Source organism: Clostridium sp. CTA-17 (genome assembly GCF_054767895.1).
In genome coordinates this window covers 1-14,653 of sequence record NZ_BAAABF010000017.1, presented here as the reverse complement: position 1 = coordinate 14,653, position 14,653 = coordinate 1, and the positions used below count along the sequence as shown (strand labels likewise).

General features: G+C 25.1%; 18 protein-coding genes, 4 tRNA genes and 1 rRNA gene. 20 read left to right on the top strand and 3 right to left on the bottom strand.

What is annotated here, in order from left to right; all coding sequences use genetic code 11:
* Positions 1-65: 65 nt before the first annotated feature.
* From ACYUCG_RS14975 to ACYUCG_RS14960, 4 genes are all read left to right on the top strand, one after another.
* Positions 66-149, top strand: a tRNA-Leu gene (locus ACYUCG_RS14975).
* Positions 150-172: 23 nt separating this feature from the next.
* Positions 173-247, top strand: a tRNA-Gly gene (locus ACYUCG_RS14970).
* A 3-nt stretch (positions 248-250) separates the two neighbouring features.
* Positions 251-324, top strand: a tRNA-Gly gene (locus ACYUCG_RS14965).
* Between the two features lie 48 nt (positions 325-372).
* Positions 373-449: transfer RNA gene (locus tag ACYUCG_RS14960), tRNA-Arg, on the top strand.
* Positions 450-545: 96 nt separating this feature from the next.
* Here ACYUCG_RS14960 and ACYUCG_RS14955 read toward each other — a convergent pair.
* On the bottom strand, positions 546-872 hold the full coding sequence (locus ACYUCG_RS14955; RefSeq protein ID WP_283704834.1) for a tyrosine-type recombinase/integrase: 327 nt from the start codon (positions 870-872) through the stop codon (positions 546-548).
* Positions 873-1,361: 489 nt separating this feature from the next.
* Between ACYUCG_RS14955 and ACYUCG_RS14950 the strand changes: the two genes are divergently transcribed.
* The 10 genes from ACYUCG_RS14950 (at position 1,362) to ACYUCG_RS14905 (ending at position 6,638) form a co-directional block, all read left to right on the top strand.
* Positions 1,362-1,823, top strand: a complete 462-nt coding sequence (locus ACYUCG_RS14950; protein WP_460268817.1) for a hypothetical protein — start codon at positions 1,362-1,364, stop codon at positions 1,821-1,823.
* 4 nt (positions 1,824-1,827) lie between these two features.
* A complete protein-coding gene (locus ACYUCG_RS14945; RefSeq protein WP_208365280.1) occupies positions 1,828-2,376 on the top strand; it encodes a stage II sporulation protein M in 549 nt (182 codons plus the stop codon).
* Positions 2,377-2,937, top strand: a complete 561-nt coding sequence (locus ACYUCG_RS14940; protein WP_460268816.1) for a hypothetical protein — start codon at positions 2,377-2,379, stop codon at positions 2,935-2,937.
* Positions 2,938-2,942: 5 nt separating this feature from the next.
* Positions 2,943-3,587 carry a hypothetical protein gene (locus tag ACYUCG_RS14935; protein WP_208365261.1) on the top strand — a complete coding sequence of 215 codons (645 nt, stop codon included), beginning with the start codon at positions 2,943-2,945 and terminating at the stop codon, positions 3,585-3,587.
* 72 nt (positions 3,588-3,659) lie between these two features.
* On the top strand, positions 3,660-3,848 hold the full coding sequence (locus tag ACYUCG_RS14930) for a hypothetical protein (protein ID WP_460268815.1): 189 nt from the start codon (positions 3,660-3,662) through the stop codon (positions 3,846-3,848).
* Positions 3,764-4,060, top strand: a complete 297-nt coding sequence (locus ACYUCG_RS14925; protein ID WP_460268814.1) for a sigma factor-like helix-turn-helix DNA-binding protein — start codon at positions 3,764-3,766, stop codon at positions 4,058-4,060. The genes ACYUCG_RS14930 and ACYUCG_RS14925 overlap by 85 nt, the downstream gene beginning before the upstream one ends.
* Positions 4,061-4,091: 31 nt before the next feature.
* Positions 4,092-4,787 (top strand): hypothetical protein, encoded by a 696-nt coding sequence (locus tag ACYUCG_RS14920; protein WP_460268813.1) that lies wholly within the window; start codon positions 4,092-4,094, stop codon positions 4,785-4,787.
* Between the two features lie 205 nt (positions 4,788-4,992).
* Positions 4,993-5,334, top strand: a complete 342-nt coding sequence (locus ACYUCG_RS14915; protein ID WP_460268812.1) for a helix-turn-helix domain-containing protein — start codon at positions 4,993-4,995, stop codon at positions 5,332-5,334.
* A gap of 1 nt (position 5,335) precedes the next feature.
* On the top strand, positions 5,336-6,088 hold the full coding sequence (locus tag ACYUCG_RS14910) for an ImmA/IrrE family metallo-endopeptidase (protein ID WP_460268811.1): 753 nt from the start codon (positions 5,336-5,338) through the stop codon (positions 6,086-6,088).
* Complete coding sequence (locus ACYUCG_RS14905; RefSeq protein ID WP_460268810.1) at positions 6,081-6,638, top strand: hypothetical protein; 558 nt, start codon at positions 6,081-6,083, stop codon at positions 6,636-6,638. Before ACYUCG_RS14910 ends, ACYUCG_RS14905 begins: the two co-directional genes overlap by 8 nt.
* 728 nt (positions 6,639-7,366) lie before the next feature.
* Here ACYUCG_RS14905 and ACYUCG_RS14900 read toward each other — a convergent pair.
* Complete coding sequence (locus tag ACYUCG_RS14900; RefSeq protein ID WP_460268809.1) at positions 7,367-7,600, bottom strand: hypothetical protein; 234 nt, start codon at positions 7,598-7,600, stop codon at positions 7,367-7,369.
* Between the two features lie 211 nt (positions 7,601-7,811).
* Between ACYUCG_RS14900 and ACYUCG_RS14895 the strand changes: the two genes are divergently transcribed.
* The 3 genes from ACYUCG_RS14895 (at position 7,812) to ACYUCG_RS14885 (ending at position 11,519) form a co-directional block, all read left to right on the top strand.
* Positions 7,812-9,008: a hypothetical protein gene (locus ACYUCG_RS14895; protein WP_460268808.1), complete on the top strand. Its 1,197-nt coding sequence runs from the start codon at positions 7,812-7,814 to the stop codon at positions 9,006-9,008.
* A gap of 250 nt (positions 9,009-9,258) precedes the next feature.
* The gene (locus ACYUCG_RS14890; protein WP_460268807.1) at positions 9,259-9,816 is read left to right on the top strand and encodes a hypothetical protein; all 558 of its coding nucleotides are present in this window, start codon (positions 9,259-9,261) and stop codon (positions 9,814-9,816) included.
* A 251-nt stretch (positions 9,817-10,067) separates the two neighbouring features.
* Positions 10,068-11,519 (top strand): aminoacyl-histidine dipeptidase, encoded by a 1,452-nt coding sequence (locus ACYUCG_RS14885; RefSeq protein ID WP_460268806.1) that lies wholly within the window; start codon positions 10,068-10,070, stop codon positions 11,517-11,519.
* Between the two features lie 331 nt (positions 11,520-11,850).
* Here the strand turns inward: ACYUCG_RS14885 and ACYUCG_RS14880 are convergent, their stop codons facing one another.
* A complete protein-coding gene (locus ACYUCG_RS14880) occupies positions 11,851-12,564 on the bottom strand; it encodes a YjgB family protein (RefSeq protein ID WP_460268805.1) in 714 nt (237 codons plus the stop codon).
* 435 nt (positions 12,565-12,999) lie between these two features.
* Between ACYUCG_RS14880 and ACYUCG_RS14875 the strand changes: the two genes are divergently transcribed.
* The 3 genes from ACYUCG_RS14875 to ACYUCG_RS14865 all read left to right on the top strand — a co-directional run.
* Positions 13,000-13,551 carry a chromate transporter gene (locus tag ACYUCG_RS14875; protein ID WP_003462654.1) on the top strand — a complete coding sequence of 184 codons (552 nt, stop codon included), beginning with the start codon at positions 13,000-13,002 and terminating at the stop codon, positions 13,549-13,551.
* The gene (locus ACYUCG_RS14870; RefSeq protein WP_460268804.1) at positions 13,538-14,107 is read left to right on the top strand and encodes a chromate transporter; all 570 of its coding nucleotides are present in this window, start codon (positions 13,538-13,540) and stop codon (positions 14,105-14,107) included. The genes ACYUCG_RS14875 and ACYUCG_RS14870 overlap by 14 nt, the downstream gene beginning before the upstream one ends.
* A gap of 479 nt (positions 14,108-14,586) precedes the next feature.
* Positions 14,587-14,653: ribosomal RNA gene (locus ACYUCG_RS14865) — 16S ribosomal RNA — on the top strand; the annotation flags it as partial.

The following is a 14,653-nucleotide window of genomic DNA, read 5'->3' as shown; positions in this document are numbered from 1 at the left end:
GAGCACGTGACTTTTAATCACGGTGTCCAGGGTTCGATTCCCTGGCAGATCACCAAATTTAATTTGCAGATGTGGCGGAATTGGCAGACGCACTAGACTTAGGATCTAGCGCCTACGGCGTGGGGGTTCGACTCCCTTCATCTGCACCATTAAATTTAAACAAGCATTMAATGCGGGAGTGACTCAATGGTAGAGTGTCACCTTGCCAAGGTGAAAGTTGCGGGTTCGAGTCCCGTCTTCCGCTCCATATGCGGGTGTAGTTCAATGGTAGAACACCAGCCTTCCAAGCTGGATACCCGGGTTCGATTCCCGGTACCCGCTCCATTCAAAAGATAACCGAATCGGTTATCTTTTTTTTGTTTTAAAATATAAGCATCTATAGCTCAGCTGGATAGAGCGTTGGACTTCGAATCCACAGGTCGCGAGTTCGAATCTTGCTAGGTGCACCAATACCAAGGGTTACAAGGATTTTGTAACCCTTATTTTTATAGAAATTGTGCAATAGGTGTGCAATAGAAAACAAAAAAATAATATTAGCGTAAATTTTACCCTAATTTAAATAAGAAATTAAGCTTATCTATGGCCTTATCTTTTGTATCTTTCATAACATGAGTATATATATTTAGAGTAGTTGATATATCACTATGGCCAAGAATAGTTTGAACTGTTTTAGGTGGCACACCATTTTCGAAAAGTCTAGTAGCAAAGGTATGTCTTAAGTCATGAAATCTAAGTTCTTTTAAGTTACATTTCTTTAGGATCCTCTTAAATGTTTTTCTAACATTACTTTCATTTAAATAATTTCCTACAGGAGTAGAGAAAACTAAGTTATTATCAAAATAAATTTCAATATTAGAATCTCTATCAATCATTTGTTTTTTTCTATGCTGCTGCAAAAAGAATTTACGTAAGTTTATTAAAAGTGATCTTGACCATTATAAGCTTATAGTTGATATTGAAAAAGATTTAGGTTTAGTACAGTGCAAGAAAACTGATAAGAGCATAAGGAAGATTAAGAAGCCAGTAATTATTAAGGTTGATTTATATACTGTATTCAAGTTTTATATTAACTTAGGTCATGTTTTTAGAGATAGAAATAGGAAGGTTTATACTATGGAAGAGGTAGAGCAACTACTAATTAGTTACTATAAAAAGAATAATATAGAATATAAATTTTAATATATGATACCCAGTTAAGCACAAAAAACTCCCAGTTATGCATTTGGGGTTAAAAAAATCAATAATTTGTGTATAATTTATGTATAATATGTAAAATGTTTATTCTGTTTAAATTATATAAATTTAGAGAGGATATAAGAGTTAAATATTTTAACAGGATATATAAAAGGGGGATTTTAATTATGGTAAAAAAATTTATAGCAACTACGTTGATCGCTTGTTGTATAGGAGGAAATTTATATGCGTATGCTAGTCCTATTAAAGAAAAACAAACTATTACAGAGTCTACAAAAATAGAGAGAAATATTTCTAATTTAAAAGTAAGTAATAGCGATATTTTTAAGAGTGATGGAAATATAGTCAATAATGGTTTGAGCTATGATTTAAGAGCATGCATGGGTAAACAATCATGGTCAAGCTTTGCTTGGAATGTTGCAATGGAAGGGGCAGGATATCTTCCAGCAGGAAAGTTTCAAAAAGTTTATGATAAAGTATACCTTGTAGTAACAAAAGGATACCAACTTGGAACTAGAGATTGGGAATCACTTTGTTGGACTGTTGTTGATGTTATTTGTGCATTTGTTCCTGGTGCTGTTCCAGCGAAAGTTTTTTGGAGTATATGTAAATTAACTCCATCTTTCTAAGTATATGAAAAAAATTTTTTTTAATAGAAGAGGTATAATCTTAGTTTCATATATATTAACCTTATTGTTACTTGGATATTTCATTGGGGTAAATACGATTACTAAGATAGACAGAGAATATTATTTTAGCAACTTAACAATATATGATATATTTAAGCATAATTTTTTTGTTACTAATATAAATATGTTTTTGGCCTTTTTAGGAGGAATATTAAGCTTATTTACTATATCATTAGATATAGTAATGATAGGGTTTTCTATTTATGAAACTAAGGTTAGATTAAATACTTCAACATTAAATATATTAATTGCTACATTACCTCATGGAATTGGAGAATTTATTGTAATGTTTATGATACTCAATATTTCTATAGATTTTTTTATTTATTGGTATAATAAAATTATTTTAAATAAAGATTATTCTATAAGAATTTTATTATTAAGATATATAAAAATATTACTTGTTTCAATTCCGATATTAGGTATATCAGCTTTTTTAGAAATAATAATATCAACAAAAATGTTTGAGAAAATTTTTATGCTTGGAGGATAAATGAATAAAACATTATTATTTAAAGGAATGGCCTTGCTAAAAATATTTATTGCAAATTTAATATTAATTTTAATATCAAATTTTATAGCAAGAGATTTATTAGGTTTATTAATTAAAGAGTTTAATAATTCATTAATATTTATAATAATAATAAATATTATATTAGCTATAATATTTAGCTTTGTAAATATTGTATTATACATAATAAACTACAAATTAATAGGATTATTCTTTTTAGATAGAAATTTCTATAGGGATATAAAAGCAATAGAGTTTTTAAATATAATAGGAACTGTTTGTCTTATAGGTAGTTTTATTAGTCTTATTGTATTTATAATTGCTAATTCCATTTATAGCAAAGATATTATAATGAATTCATGGGATTATATAGCCAATATTATAAATGGAATATCAAGTATAATAGGGATTATTTTATTTGGAATATATATTAGTAAAAAGATTAAAGAAAAGACATTAACTACATGTATATTTATATCGTTAATTCCATATACAGTATTTAATTTAATTATATATAGTGTAAAATTTTATTTAAGGGGTTAAAAATTATGTGTTGGATTAAAGAGAATATAAAATTGTTTTTTGGAGTTGGAAAGAAAGAATTAATTTCATTTTTTATTGGCATATTGATTCTGCTAATTGGATTTAAAATAAAAGCTCCTCAATTAAATGATACTTATATAGTTATAATTTTAGTGTTTTTGACAATGATTTGTAGATACAATTTTGTAGCTGATTATATATATATATCGGATATGAGAAATTTAAGAAGAAATAAAAATTATGGTATGTATATATTAGCTAAAAATATATTTTCATTAAATATAGTAGCATTTATAGTTTTTATAGTTTCATTAGCTAATTTTATTATAACTGGACATGTTAATAGTTTAGTTTATTACTTAACATTACTAAATTTAGGAATAAGTATAATAATGTTTAATAATTTTATTTTTATTTTTCATAATAAACCATCTGAATTAAGAGATAATGAATATTCAGCTATTAAGAACATAGAGTTGGGGTATAAAGATTTAATAGAATCTACTCCATCTTTAATTAGTGTAGCATTAGTTTTTTTATTTTATAAGTACGTAGGTTTAGGATCGATAATTTACACTATAATTGCATGGATATTTTCAGTTGTTTTCTTGAGAATGAAATTAAAAGAAAGTTTAAGCATCAATAAATAATAAAATACTGTATTTAATAAACCACACGTTCTATTAGTTAATATGTGGTTTTTTTCTTATTTGGGAGGATTTATGAATAAGGAGCAAAAAGAAAAGGTTAAAAAGATATTAAGAAGCTATAAAACTATGAAAGCTCAAATAGAGTGTATTGATTTTGAAATTGACATAACCAAAGAGTGTATAGAAGACTTAAAGGGCTTAGAGATACAGAGAGCTATATTATTGAAAAAAATAATGAGATTGAATATAAGCTTAAGGTAAAGAAGAGGCTAGAGGACTGTGTAAATAGCATAGATAATGCTTTAAATGAATTGAGTGATATTGAAAGAAAGATAGTTGAGCTTAGGTATTTAGAAGTTAAAAAGCATACTTGGAAAGAGATAAGCAATATAGTGGGGTATAGTTCTGATTATTGCAGAAAGGAATTGTTAGAGCAAACCTTAATTATTATAATAGAAATAGGTGGTATATAATATAAAATTTGATAAGTATTGGAGGATTTATATGTGTAGAATACATATGCTTTTAAAGTTTGGAACTAAAGAACATATGGAAATGTTGAGAGACGGTAAGGTATTTTTTGGAACACGAAAATTATATAATGAAATATCATCTAATGGAAATAACAATATAGGAGATAAATATGAAGGTGTATTTCCTATTAAAAATTGTAGTATACAATTAATAGATGCAAAAACTAAACAATTAATAGTTAAAGGTATGGGAACACTTGTACAAAGTGATAATAGAGTAGATGATATACCATTTTTTAGTTGCACTTATCTTTCAGATGATAATATAAATGAAAATAACAATATTGTGTTTGATGATAATTTTAAAAAATGCTTTATGAATGAAGAGGGATGGGACTATGTATTAACAATTAATCCAGTAGAATTTTTAAAGCGAATTAGAAATAAATTAAATGGTATAAATGTTTTGGCAAAGACTATAAATTATTCTGACTATGATTATGTAGAAGTTAGAAGAGATAAGGCAATGAGTGAGAATATTAAAAATATACTTTTGTGGAAAGATATAAAATATAGCTTTCAGAAAGAGTTTAGAATAATATTAGAAAATAAAGATATAGATAATGATAATAAATTCATATTAGATATTGGAGATATAAGTGACATTTCTTATTTATTTAGTAAAGATGATTGGTTCAATTTAGATTTATCAATAAATATAGAGTGATAAGTTATGATAAAAATATTATAAAAGTTAATTTATATATAATACTAAAAATTATTTAAGAATATAATTAATTAAAAATATGAAATGTAATAAAAAAGTTACTTTAATATTACTTTTTAAAGAAAAATGTATCAAAAGTAATACTTTTGTGTATAATATAATTAAAAGAAGTTTTTAATGGTTTATATTTTGAGGAGGTATTTTTATGAAAAAAGGAGTAGCTGAAAGATTGCAATGTGCAAGAAAAACGCTTGGATTTACACAAGATTATGTAGCAAACAAATTAGGAATAAGTAGAAGTAAAGTTATAAATATAGAAAAAGGTGAAGCAAAAGTTGATCTTGATTTATTAAATAAATTTTCAAATTTTTATGGATATTCATTAGAGTATTTTATATGTGATAATACAAATAATAATGAAGAGTTAAGTTTTGCCTTTAGAACTGAAAATATTACAGAAAAGGAGTCAGAAATATTAGCATGGGGAAATAAGATTTTAAATAATGTAAAAATGCTAAATGAAATAATTGAGGAGGCAAATATTTAACATGGAGTTAGAGCTAAGAGCAAGAAGTAGAGCAAGAGATATAAGAAATGAATTAGGTTTAGGAGATAGTCCTATAAAAGATATTTTTGGGTTGATTGAAAGTTTAAATATATTATTATTTAAAAAACCTTTTGATAGCGAAGGTTTATCTGCACTATTTTTAAAAAATAGTGAAAATTATATTATAGTAATAAATTCAAATAAAACTTTAGGTCATCAAATATATTCTGCAGCTCATGAATTAAGTCACTATTTTTTTGACAAAGACTTAAAAGGTGGAATTTGTAGTATTAATAATACAAAAAATGAAATAGAAATCATGGCAGATAAATTTGCAGAACATTTTTTAATGCCTGATGAATTAGTAGTAAAAGAGTTAGATAAAAGACTTATAGAAAAAAAATATATAGATGTTTTTGACATAATATATTTGCAACATTTTTTTTGTGTAAGTTGGACCGCTATCTTAGTTAAATTAGAGAAGTTAGGGTATATAAAAGGTAAATATGAATATATGAATGTAGGAATAAGATCTTTAACTAAAGCTCTTGGCTATGATGAAAAGTTAGTAAATATAACTAAAGATAAATACGTTTCTAAAAAATATTTAGAAATGGCACTTAAATGTTATGATAATTATGAAATAAGCGAAAAAAAATTAGATGAATATTTAAATGATGTAGATATGTCAATAAAAGATATGTCTTTAAATTGGCAAAATAATGGTGAAGAGGAGGAATTTATGTATGAATAAAATAAATTCATATCCTCTTCCTTTAATAGTGGACAGTACTGTTATTTTTAACTTTGGAATTTTAGGGAGATTTGATATACTAGAAAAATTGTATGCTAAACAAATTATAATACCTATGGATGTTAAAATAGAAGTATCAACTGATAAAATTGTTGGGCCTTTATTAGAAAGTAAAATTAAAGAGGGGATTTGTGAAGAATATTCAATAAATTATGAGTGTGATAATAATGAAATTAGTGAATATATAAAGTTAAAAAGAAAATTTGGAAATGGAGAATCAGCTTGTTTATCAATTGCTAAAAATTGGAGAGCTACAATAGCAACTGATGATATGAGAGCTGCTAAAAAACATTGTGAAAAAAATAATATTTCTCTAATAGGAACTTTAGGAATATTATTTCAAGCATACGATAAAAATATTATAAGTGAAAATGAAGGACAAACTATAATTGATGATATGATAAATATTAGAGGATATAGTTCACCGGTATCTAAATTTAGTGATATTATAGCATGGTTTAAAGAACATAAAGGAAGAGAATTATTTTAGTGAATTTATAGTATAGAAAAATATGGAGAGTTTAAGAGAGTCGTCTAGACTTTCTTTTTTTATTATCTTATAAACTTATTTAATTAGAATAACCTTATGATATATTTATTAAAATAGATGAAGTATTTTGTAAATATAAAACAAAATACAAGTGATTTTATATAAGGAAAGAGATATATTCTGTATTTATAGTATATCTCTTTTTATTTATAAAAAATGTGCAATAAGTGTGCAATAGATTCGATTTTTATATTAAATTATATATAATTAAGATGAATTTAAAGGTTAATAAATGGCTTGAATACTAACTTGTAAGCGATATATTAAACTAACATAAATTTATACTTATCGAATCCACAGGTCGCGAGTTCGAATCTTGCTAGGTGCACCAATTTTAAGGGTTACAAGGTTTTTGTAACCCTTATTTTGCATTTTGAATTATTGAATATATTTTTAATAGATATTAACACAATAATCAATAAATTATATATTAAATGGAGAATTATGAAAAGAATATCATTTGGATTCTAACTTTATAATTAAGGAATTATTTAAATATACTTTATCTTATGATGATTATTCAAGTTATATAAATACATACATTGACGATAGAAAAAAATTAAATACAGAAATAAAAAGAAAAAGTGTTTTTTTGAGAATTGATTCTTAAATGGTTTAAAGTTTCTATAAATGCAACAGGGTTCATATTATTGAACCCTGTTATATTATTAGATAGTATCTCCATTGGTATTTAAATACTTTATTAATCTTAATTTATATCTTGGTGATGAATTTCTTTTGTTTGATAATATATAAATATATCCTTTAGATTCAAGAGTATTTGTACATTCAAGTATCTGAGAAATTGTTAATCCTAGAGATAATAAGTCAGCGAGATTAAATTCTTTTCTAGGATCTTCTTTTAAATAGTCTAGTATTTGTTTTGAATTTTTATCTAACATAAAAGCCCCCTTTTATCAATAATTGATTAGATTATATTAGTTAAAAATAAATTATACAATATTAGTTATAAATTCATTGCAAAAATTAATTAAAAATTAAGAAAAAATTATTGGAAAATTAAGTGTGAATTTAATTTGAATTTATTTATAATTAAAAACATATTTTCTTTTTAATTTAGAAATATAGGATATAAAGGAAGGAGAGGAAGGTTTGAAAATTTTAAGATCAAAATGTAAGATTATAATTACATTATTTTTATCCTTACTATTGTGTATTATTTTAGGAAATGTTTTATTAAATAAGTTCAATAAGACAAAATATAACAAACTTGATTCAATAGATAAGGAGATGTTTAATAAGCTATCTAATATATATATGGAGTTTGATAAGAATGGAGATGAACTTTGGCATAATTATGATTTTAAAAATAAGCCATTAATTTTAATAAGAACTAATAATGATAATGGTATACTTAGAAAATATGCTTATGCTATCAATGTACCTGAAATTGAAAATAGTATTTTTTCTAAAGAAATTATAATGCCAAAAGATTTAGATTTACCTAAGATTTATAGAATAAGTAGTTTGGATCCTAAATTATTTAAGACATTAATGCCGGATAATTTTGGAGAAATAGATATGCATGGGACTAATGTATTTTATTTTAAATATTATCCTAAGATGATAGAAGATCCTAAGTTATATTTTGATTTTTCTTCATTTTTACTACATGAATCATTTCATATTTATAAGCAAGAAAATTGGGAATATGATAAGAATGACAAAGAGTATATAGAAGATTATCCTAATAATAAGGAAAATTATGCTTTAATTGGTGTTGAATTTTCATTGTTAGATAAAGCTTTAGAAACAAATAATAAAGATGATATAGAAAAATATTTAAAAGATTGGACAATAATACGTACGTATAGATATAGCAAATGGCCACAATTAAAGAATGAAACTAATACTGAAGCTATAGAGGGAACCGCTAGGTATATGGAGTACAAGTATAGTAATTTAACTGCTGGGAAATTAACTATACTTGCAACGAAAGAAGCTCCTTATCATATTTCATTTGTACAAGCTTTTAATTATATAGCAAATGGAGAAGCAGAATCACCGGAGTATTTAAAAAGACCTATGAGATATGAAGTTGGTTCAGCTATTGGTCTTTTAATGGATAAGTTAAATATAGACTGGAAAAGCCAAATAGACTGTAGTAAGGATAAGCAAGGAAAAACACAGTATGAAATATTAAAATCATATTTTAATATAACTGATAAAAATATAACTGATAAAAATATAACTGATAAGTATATTAAAAATATAGAAGATGAAAATAACTATAATGAATTTTTAAAAAAAGGTGAAAAGTTGGTTGAATTAGCGAAAAAATCTCAATAATTTATAACTATGTTATTTGGTAGATTGAGTATTATAATATAGATTTTTAGTATAACCAATATTTTTAGATTAAGAAAAAGAATATTTCAAGTACCCTACCTAAAAGGTGGAAAGTATGTTATATAGCCACGGGAAATAATTAATCAGTATATTAATACTGGTGTTGTTCTCGTGGCTTTTTTGTTGATTAGATATGAGGGATATATAGCCTTTAAGAGAATATTAAATTTTATAAATATAAGGAGGATTTATGAAAAAGAAATTATTTATTATTAATTGTATTATGCTGTTTTTAACAATAATAGTGTATAAGATTTTCGGATATATACTTAACTTGAATAATTTAACATTCTTAAATGGTGTTAATTTTGTATTTGCGTGTATTTTTACTATATTATTATTTTCAATTTTAATTCAAATAATTATTTTTTTACATAAGCTTATATGTAAGAGTGGTGTAAAGACATCTACACGGATTTTATGTATACTTGGAATTTTATTCATAGTTTTAAGCATAAGCATTTATATATTCCTTGGATTTATTTTATATGCATTTACTTATCCTGAGCATATTGTAGAGAAAGACGGTAAAAAAATGATAGCTAGTGTGGATAGTTTTTTAGAGGTTAGAGTAGAATACTATGATTATATAAATCCGTTTATAAGAGGAAATAAAATAAGAATAGAAGAGGACTACGGGGACGGTGGATATGATCCATTTGATTCAAGAGAGGAAATAACACCTAAAAGAATTACATACTTTAATAATAGTGGAGAGGTAATTAATGAGATAGAAATAGAAAAATAAAATGAAGTTATTTTTAATTTATACTAATCGAATTCACAGGTCGCGAGTTCGAATCTTGCTAGGTGCACCAATACCAAGGGTTACATTATAATTGTAACCCTTATTTTTTTAGGTTAATTTTTGAAAATAATTAATTGAATGATATTATAAAATTATAGGTAATATATAATATTTACAATATAGATAAAACTAAATTAGTAATTATAAAGTTTAAAGTGATTATTAAGTGTTTAGCCAAAGGAGGAAGTAAAATGAGAGTATTAGAAAACCTAGAGCCTAAAAGTGTATTTAGATTTTTTGAAGATTTAACAAGAATACCACATGATTCTGGAAATGAAAAAGAACTTAGTGATTATCTTGTTAAGTTTGCAAAGGATAGAAATTTTGAAGTTATTCAGGATGAGGCACTAAATGTAATAATTAAAAAGCCTGCTACTAAGGGGTATGAAAATGTACCAGGAGTCATAATTCAAGGGCATATGGATATGGTATGTGAAAAATTAAAGAGTAGTAATCACGATTTTAAAAAAGATCCTTTAAAATTAAGAATTATTGATGATGAATTTGTGTATGCAACAGATACTACTTTAGGAGCAGATGATGGTATTTCCTTAGCATATGGATTAGCTATCTTAGATTCTAATAATATAGAGCATCCAGCAATAGAGTTTGTAGCAACTACAGAGGAAGAAACAGTTATGGGGGGAGCTACTGCTTTAGATACTTCACTTTTAAAAGGAAAGGTTTTATTAAACATAGATGCTGAAGAAGAAGGAGTATTTATTGCAGGCTGTGCTGGAGGAATTATGGTTTATCCAGAAATAAATGCTGAATTTGAAGATTTTAATGGAGAAGCTTTAAAATTAGAAATTTCAGGTTTTAAGGGTGGACACTCAGGAATGGAAATCCATAAACAAAGAGGAAATGCCAATAAGTTAATGGGAAGAATCTTATATGCTTTAAGCAAAGAAGTTGATTTTAATATTGCATCAATTAATGGTGGATCAAAACATAATGCAATACCACAATATTGTCAAAGCATAATTACAGTTAAGAAAGAAGATGTAGAAAAAGTTAAAGAAATTTGTACTGACTTAGAAAAAGATTTAAAGGCGGAATACATAATTGGAGAACCAGATGTTAATCTTTCTGTTAAAAGAATTGAAGGAGTAGAAAAACAATTAACTAAAAAGGTTACAGAGGATGTAACTAGATTTTTAGTTTTAGTTCCAGATGGATTACAATCTATGAGTCAAGAGATAAATGGATTAGTTGAAAGTAGCTTAAATCTTGGAATAGTAGAAATGATAGATGATAAAATTAAATTTATTATTGATATAAGAAGTGCAGTTAAGAGTAAAAAGATAGAAATTACAAATAGAGTAGAGGCTCTTTGTAAAGTAATAGGAGCTAATATGACTAAAGATGGAGATTATCCAGAGTGGGAATATGAATCAGAATCAAGAATAAAAGATTTAAGTATTAAAACTTACAGTGATTTATTTGGAAGTGAGCCTCAAATAACAGCTTTACATGCAGGTCTTGAGTGTGGAATCTTTAAAGAAAAGATGGGACAAGAGGTAGAAATGATAAGTTTTGGTCCAGATATATTTGATGTGCATACAGCAAATGAGCATTTTAAAATAGAATCTGTTGGAAGATGCTATAGATTCTTAACTGAATTATTAAAGAACATGAAATAATGATTAAAAACTTTATAATAAATTCTATAGCTTAAAGATATTAGTTAAATAAGAATTTAAATTTATGAAAGGTGCATAGGTTAGAATTTATATATAGAAAGAAAACCAGTTTAATATTTTCCTATAAAAAGTACCATAGATCAGAATTAATAATAAGAGTGTGTAGTAATTAAGATTATAAAAAGATTATAGTAATAAAGTAGCAAGAAAAAATAAAAGAGGATGCATACAATAATTTTTAATAAAACTTATAGAAGGTAAGTATGAAAATATGTTTTTAAGTTTTATTATTAGATTGTATGTAACCTCTTTTTCTTTAAGGGTAATTATCTTACCACTCTCTGCCATTGTCTCCTGCCATAGAATTATGAGTTATACTTGGATATAGAACAGAATAATGGTCTAATTTATATGTACTAGTATTAAATACAAATAGTATTTTAAAATCTTTTGTTATTTTATATCCAATAATTTTTTCTTTTGATTTAGTTGTAACAGTATAATCAGGCTTCCCAAAAAAGTTTTCTACATTATCTAGATCTAAGCTTTTTAAATCCTTATTTAAAGATCTAATTTCAAAGATTTGATCACCCTTATTACATCCAAATGATAAATTATAGGAATCAAAATTAAAGTAATTTCCTTTAGCTTCAGCAACATAATTTTCACTAGAAGGTTTTCCTAATTTGTTAATTACATCATCTATTGAATCACCTAGTTTAAAATCATAGTCAATAATTTCACCTTTTACAGCCTTTTCTTTAATATCTTTTAATAATTTTTCGGATTTATTATCTAATTTTTTATTAGTATTTTTATTATTGGAAACATTGTTATCTTTGTTATCTTTATGTGAAGCATTGTTAGAGTCAGATTTTTTAGTGTCATTATTAGAACTGTTATTATTATTGGAATTAGAATTTTGCTGATTACTATTTATTATTTCTACAGAAGAATCACTTGATGAATTAGAAGAATTTGTACATCCTACAAATAGCAATGTAAAAATTATAATAACTAAAACTGGTACAAGTAACTTTTTCACTTTAATCACTCCTATTATATTTTTAAAATTAATTAAATTATATATATTTTGTTTACAAAAAAGTTAACAAATTTATTAATTAATAAAATTTAAGCCTTTTATTAAAATGAGATAAATCTAATTTTTAAAATAGATTATTAATAATAGTGGAAATAATATAATTTATAGTGTGATAAATGAAATGATAATTTATATAATTACAAATATATTTTCAAATGTTTTTTTAGGTGGATGGAGTGTTATATTATATAAGTAAGCCATTTTAATAAACATTATTGATATTTGAAGTTTATTTTATAAGAATCTCTGCAGTTTTTGGTTTTTTATATATTACACAAAGCCTTATACATATTAATTAATTAATTAATTATAATGAAAAATTTTTATACATATTATAATCTTTAAATATTTAGACAATAGAAAGGAGCTTTATATATGAAAGAATTAATTAATTTATATTTTCTTTTTATAAAATTAGGATTTATGAATTTTGGAGGGGGATATGCTTTATTTCCAATATTACAAAAAGAAATAATTGAAAAAAGAAATTGGATTACTAATGAAGAGTTAATGGATTACTATGCAATTGGTCAGTGTACCCCAGGAGTAATTGCAGTAAATACAGCCACATTTATAGGTCATAAAAGAAAAGGAAATCTAGGAGGGATACTGGCAACTCTTGGTTTTGTTACTCCATCATTAATAATGATAACAATAATTGCTACATTTATTGGAAACTTTTCAGATCTTCCAATAGTTAAGAATGCCTTTGCTGGGATTCGTGTATGTGTAGCAGTATTAATTTTAAATACAGCAATAAATTTAATTAAGACATCAGTAATTGATATTAAAACATGTATTATTTTTGTATTAGTAGCTGGATTTTCTATATTTACAGATATATCTCCTGTTTTATATGTAATAATAGCAGGAATAGCAGGAATAGTATTAAGATCAATTGGAGGTAAAAAGAATGATACTAATTAGATTATTTTTAGAATTTTTTAAAGTTGGTCTTTTTGCTGTAGGCGGTGGAGCTGCTACTATACCATTTCTATATAATATTTCAGATAAAACACATTGGTTTACTCATACTGATATTGCAAACATGATTGCAATATCTCAATCAGTACCAGGTGCTATGGGAATCAATATGGCAACTTATGTTGGATATGCAACCTATGGGGTTTTAGGTGCTATTACCTCAACCATAGGTATTATAGTACCTTCAATAATTATAATTTTAATTGTAGCGAGAGTCTTAGCAAAATTTAAAGAAAATAAAAGAGTGGCTGATTGTTTTTATGGATTAAGACCAGCATCAACAGGACTTTTACTTGCGGCAGGCTTTGAAATAGTAAAAATATCAATATTAACTTTAAATAAATATGCAGAAACACATAATATTGCAGATATATTATCAATTAAAGCTTTAATACTAGCAGGAATTTTATTCTTTTTTATAAGAAAATATAAAAAGTCACCAATTTTTTATATTATTGCCTCAGCTATAGTAGGTATAATATTCAATTTTGCTAAATAATAAAGAAAAAATAAATAATAATTTAGCAGTAAAAAGCATTTATTATTTTAAAAGATAAAAGTATTAAAGAAACTTATTTTAATAATAGGATTCTTTAATACCTTTTCTATTTTAAGCTATGTTTTAATTAGTAGAATTTAAATGAAATCTATAAGAAATAATATCTAAATAATTGATTTTAAGTTGTTATTCGACCTTAAAATATAAAAAAATACATTTTAGAATCTTCAACTGAACCAAGTGTATCTATAGATAAAAAAGAGAGAAAAAGTATGAAATTAGAAGAAAAATAAAAATAATTATGTTAAATGGAAATGATTATATTAAAAGGAAGTTATAATTGTGATATCATAAATATCGTCATCAAGAACAAGCAAGAAACGCACTACAAGATGACAATGGTCTTTGAAAATTAAACAGAAGATATTAACATAAACCAGCAATTCTTTTATAAGTAATATGAGTATAGATTAAACTTTTAAATTGAGAGTTTGATCCTGGCTCAGGATGAACGCTGGCGGCGTGCTTAACACATGCAAGTCGAGC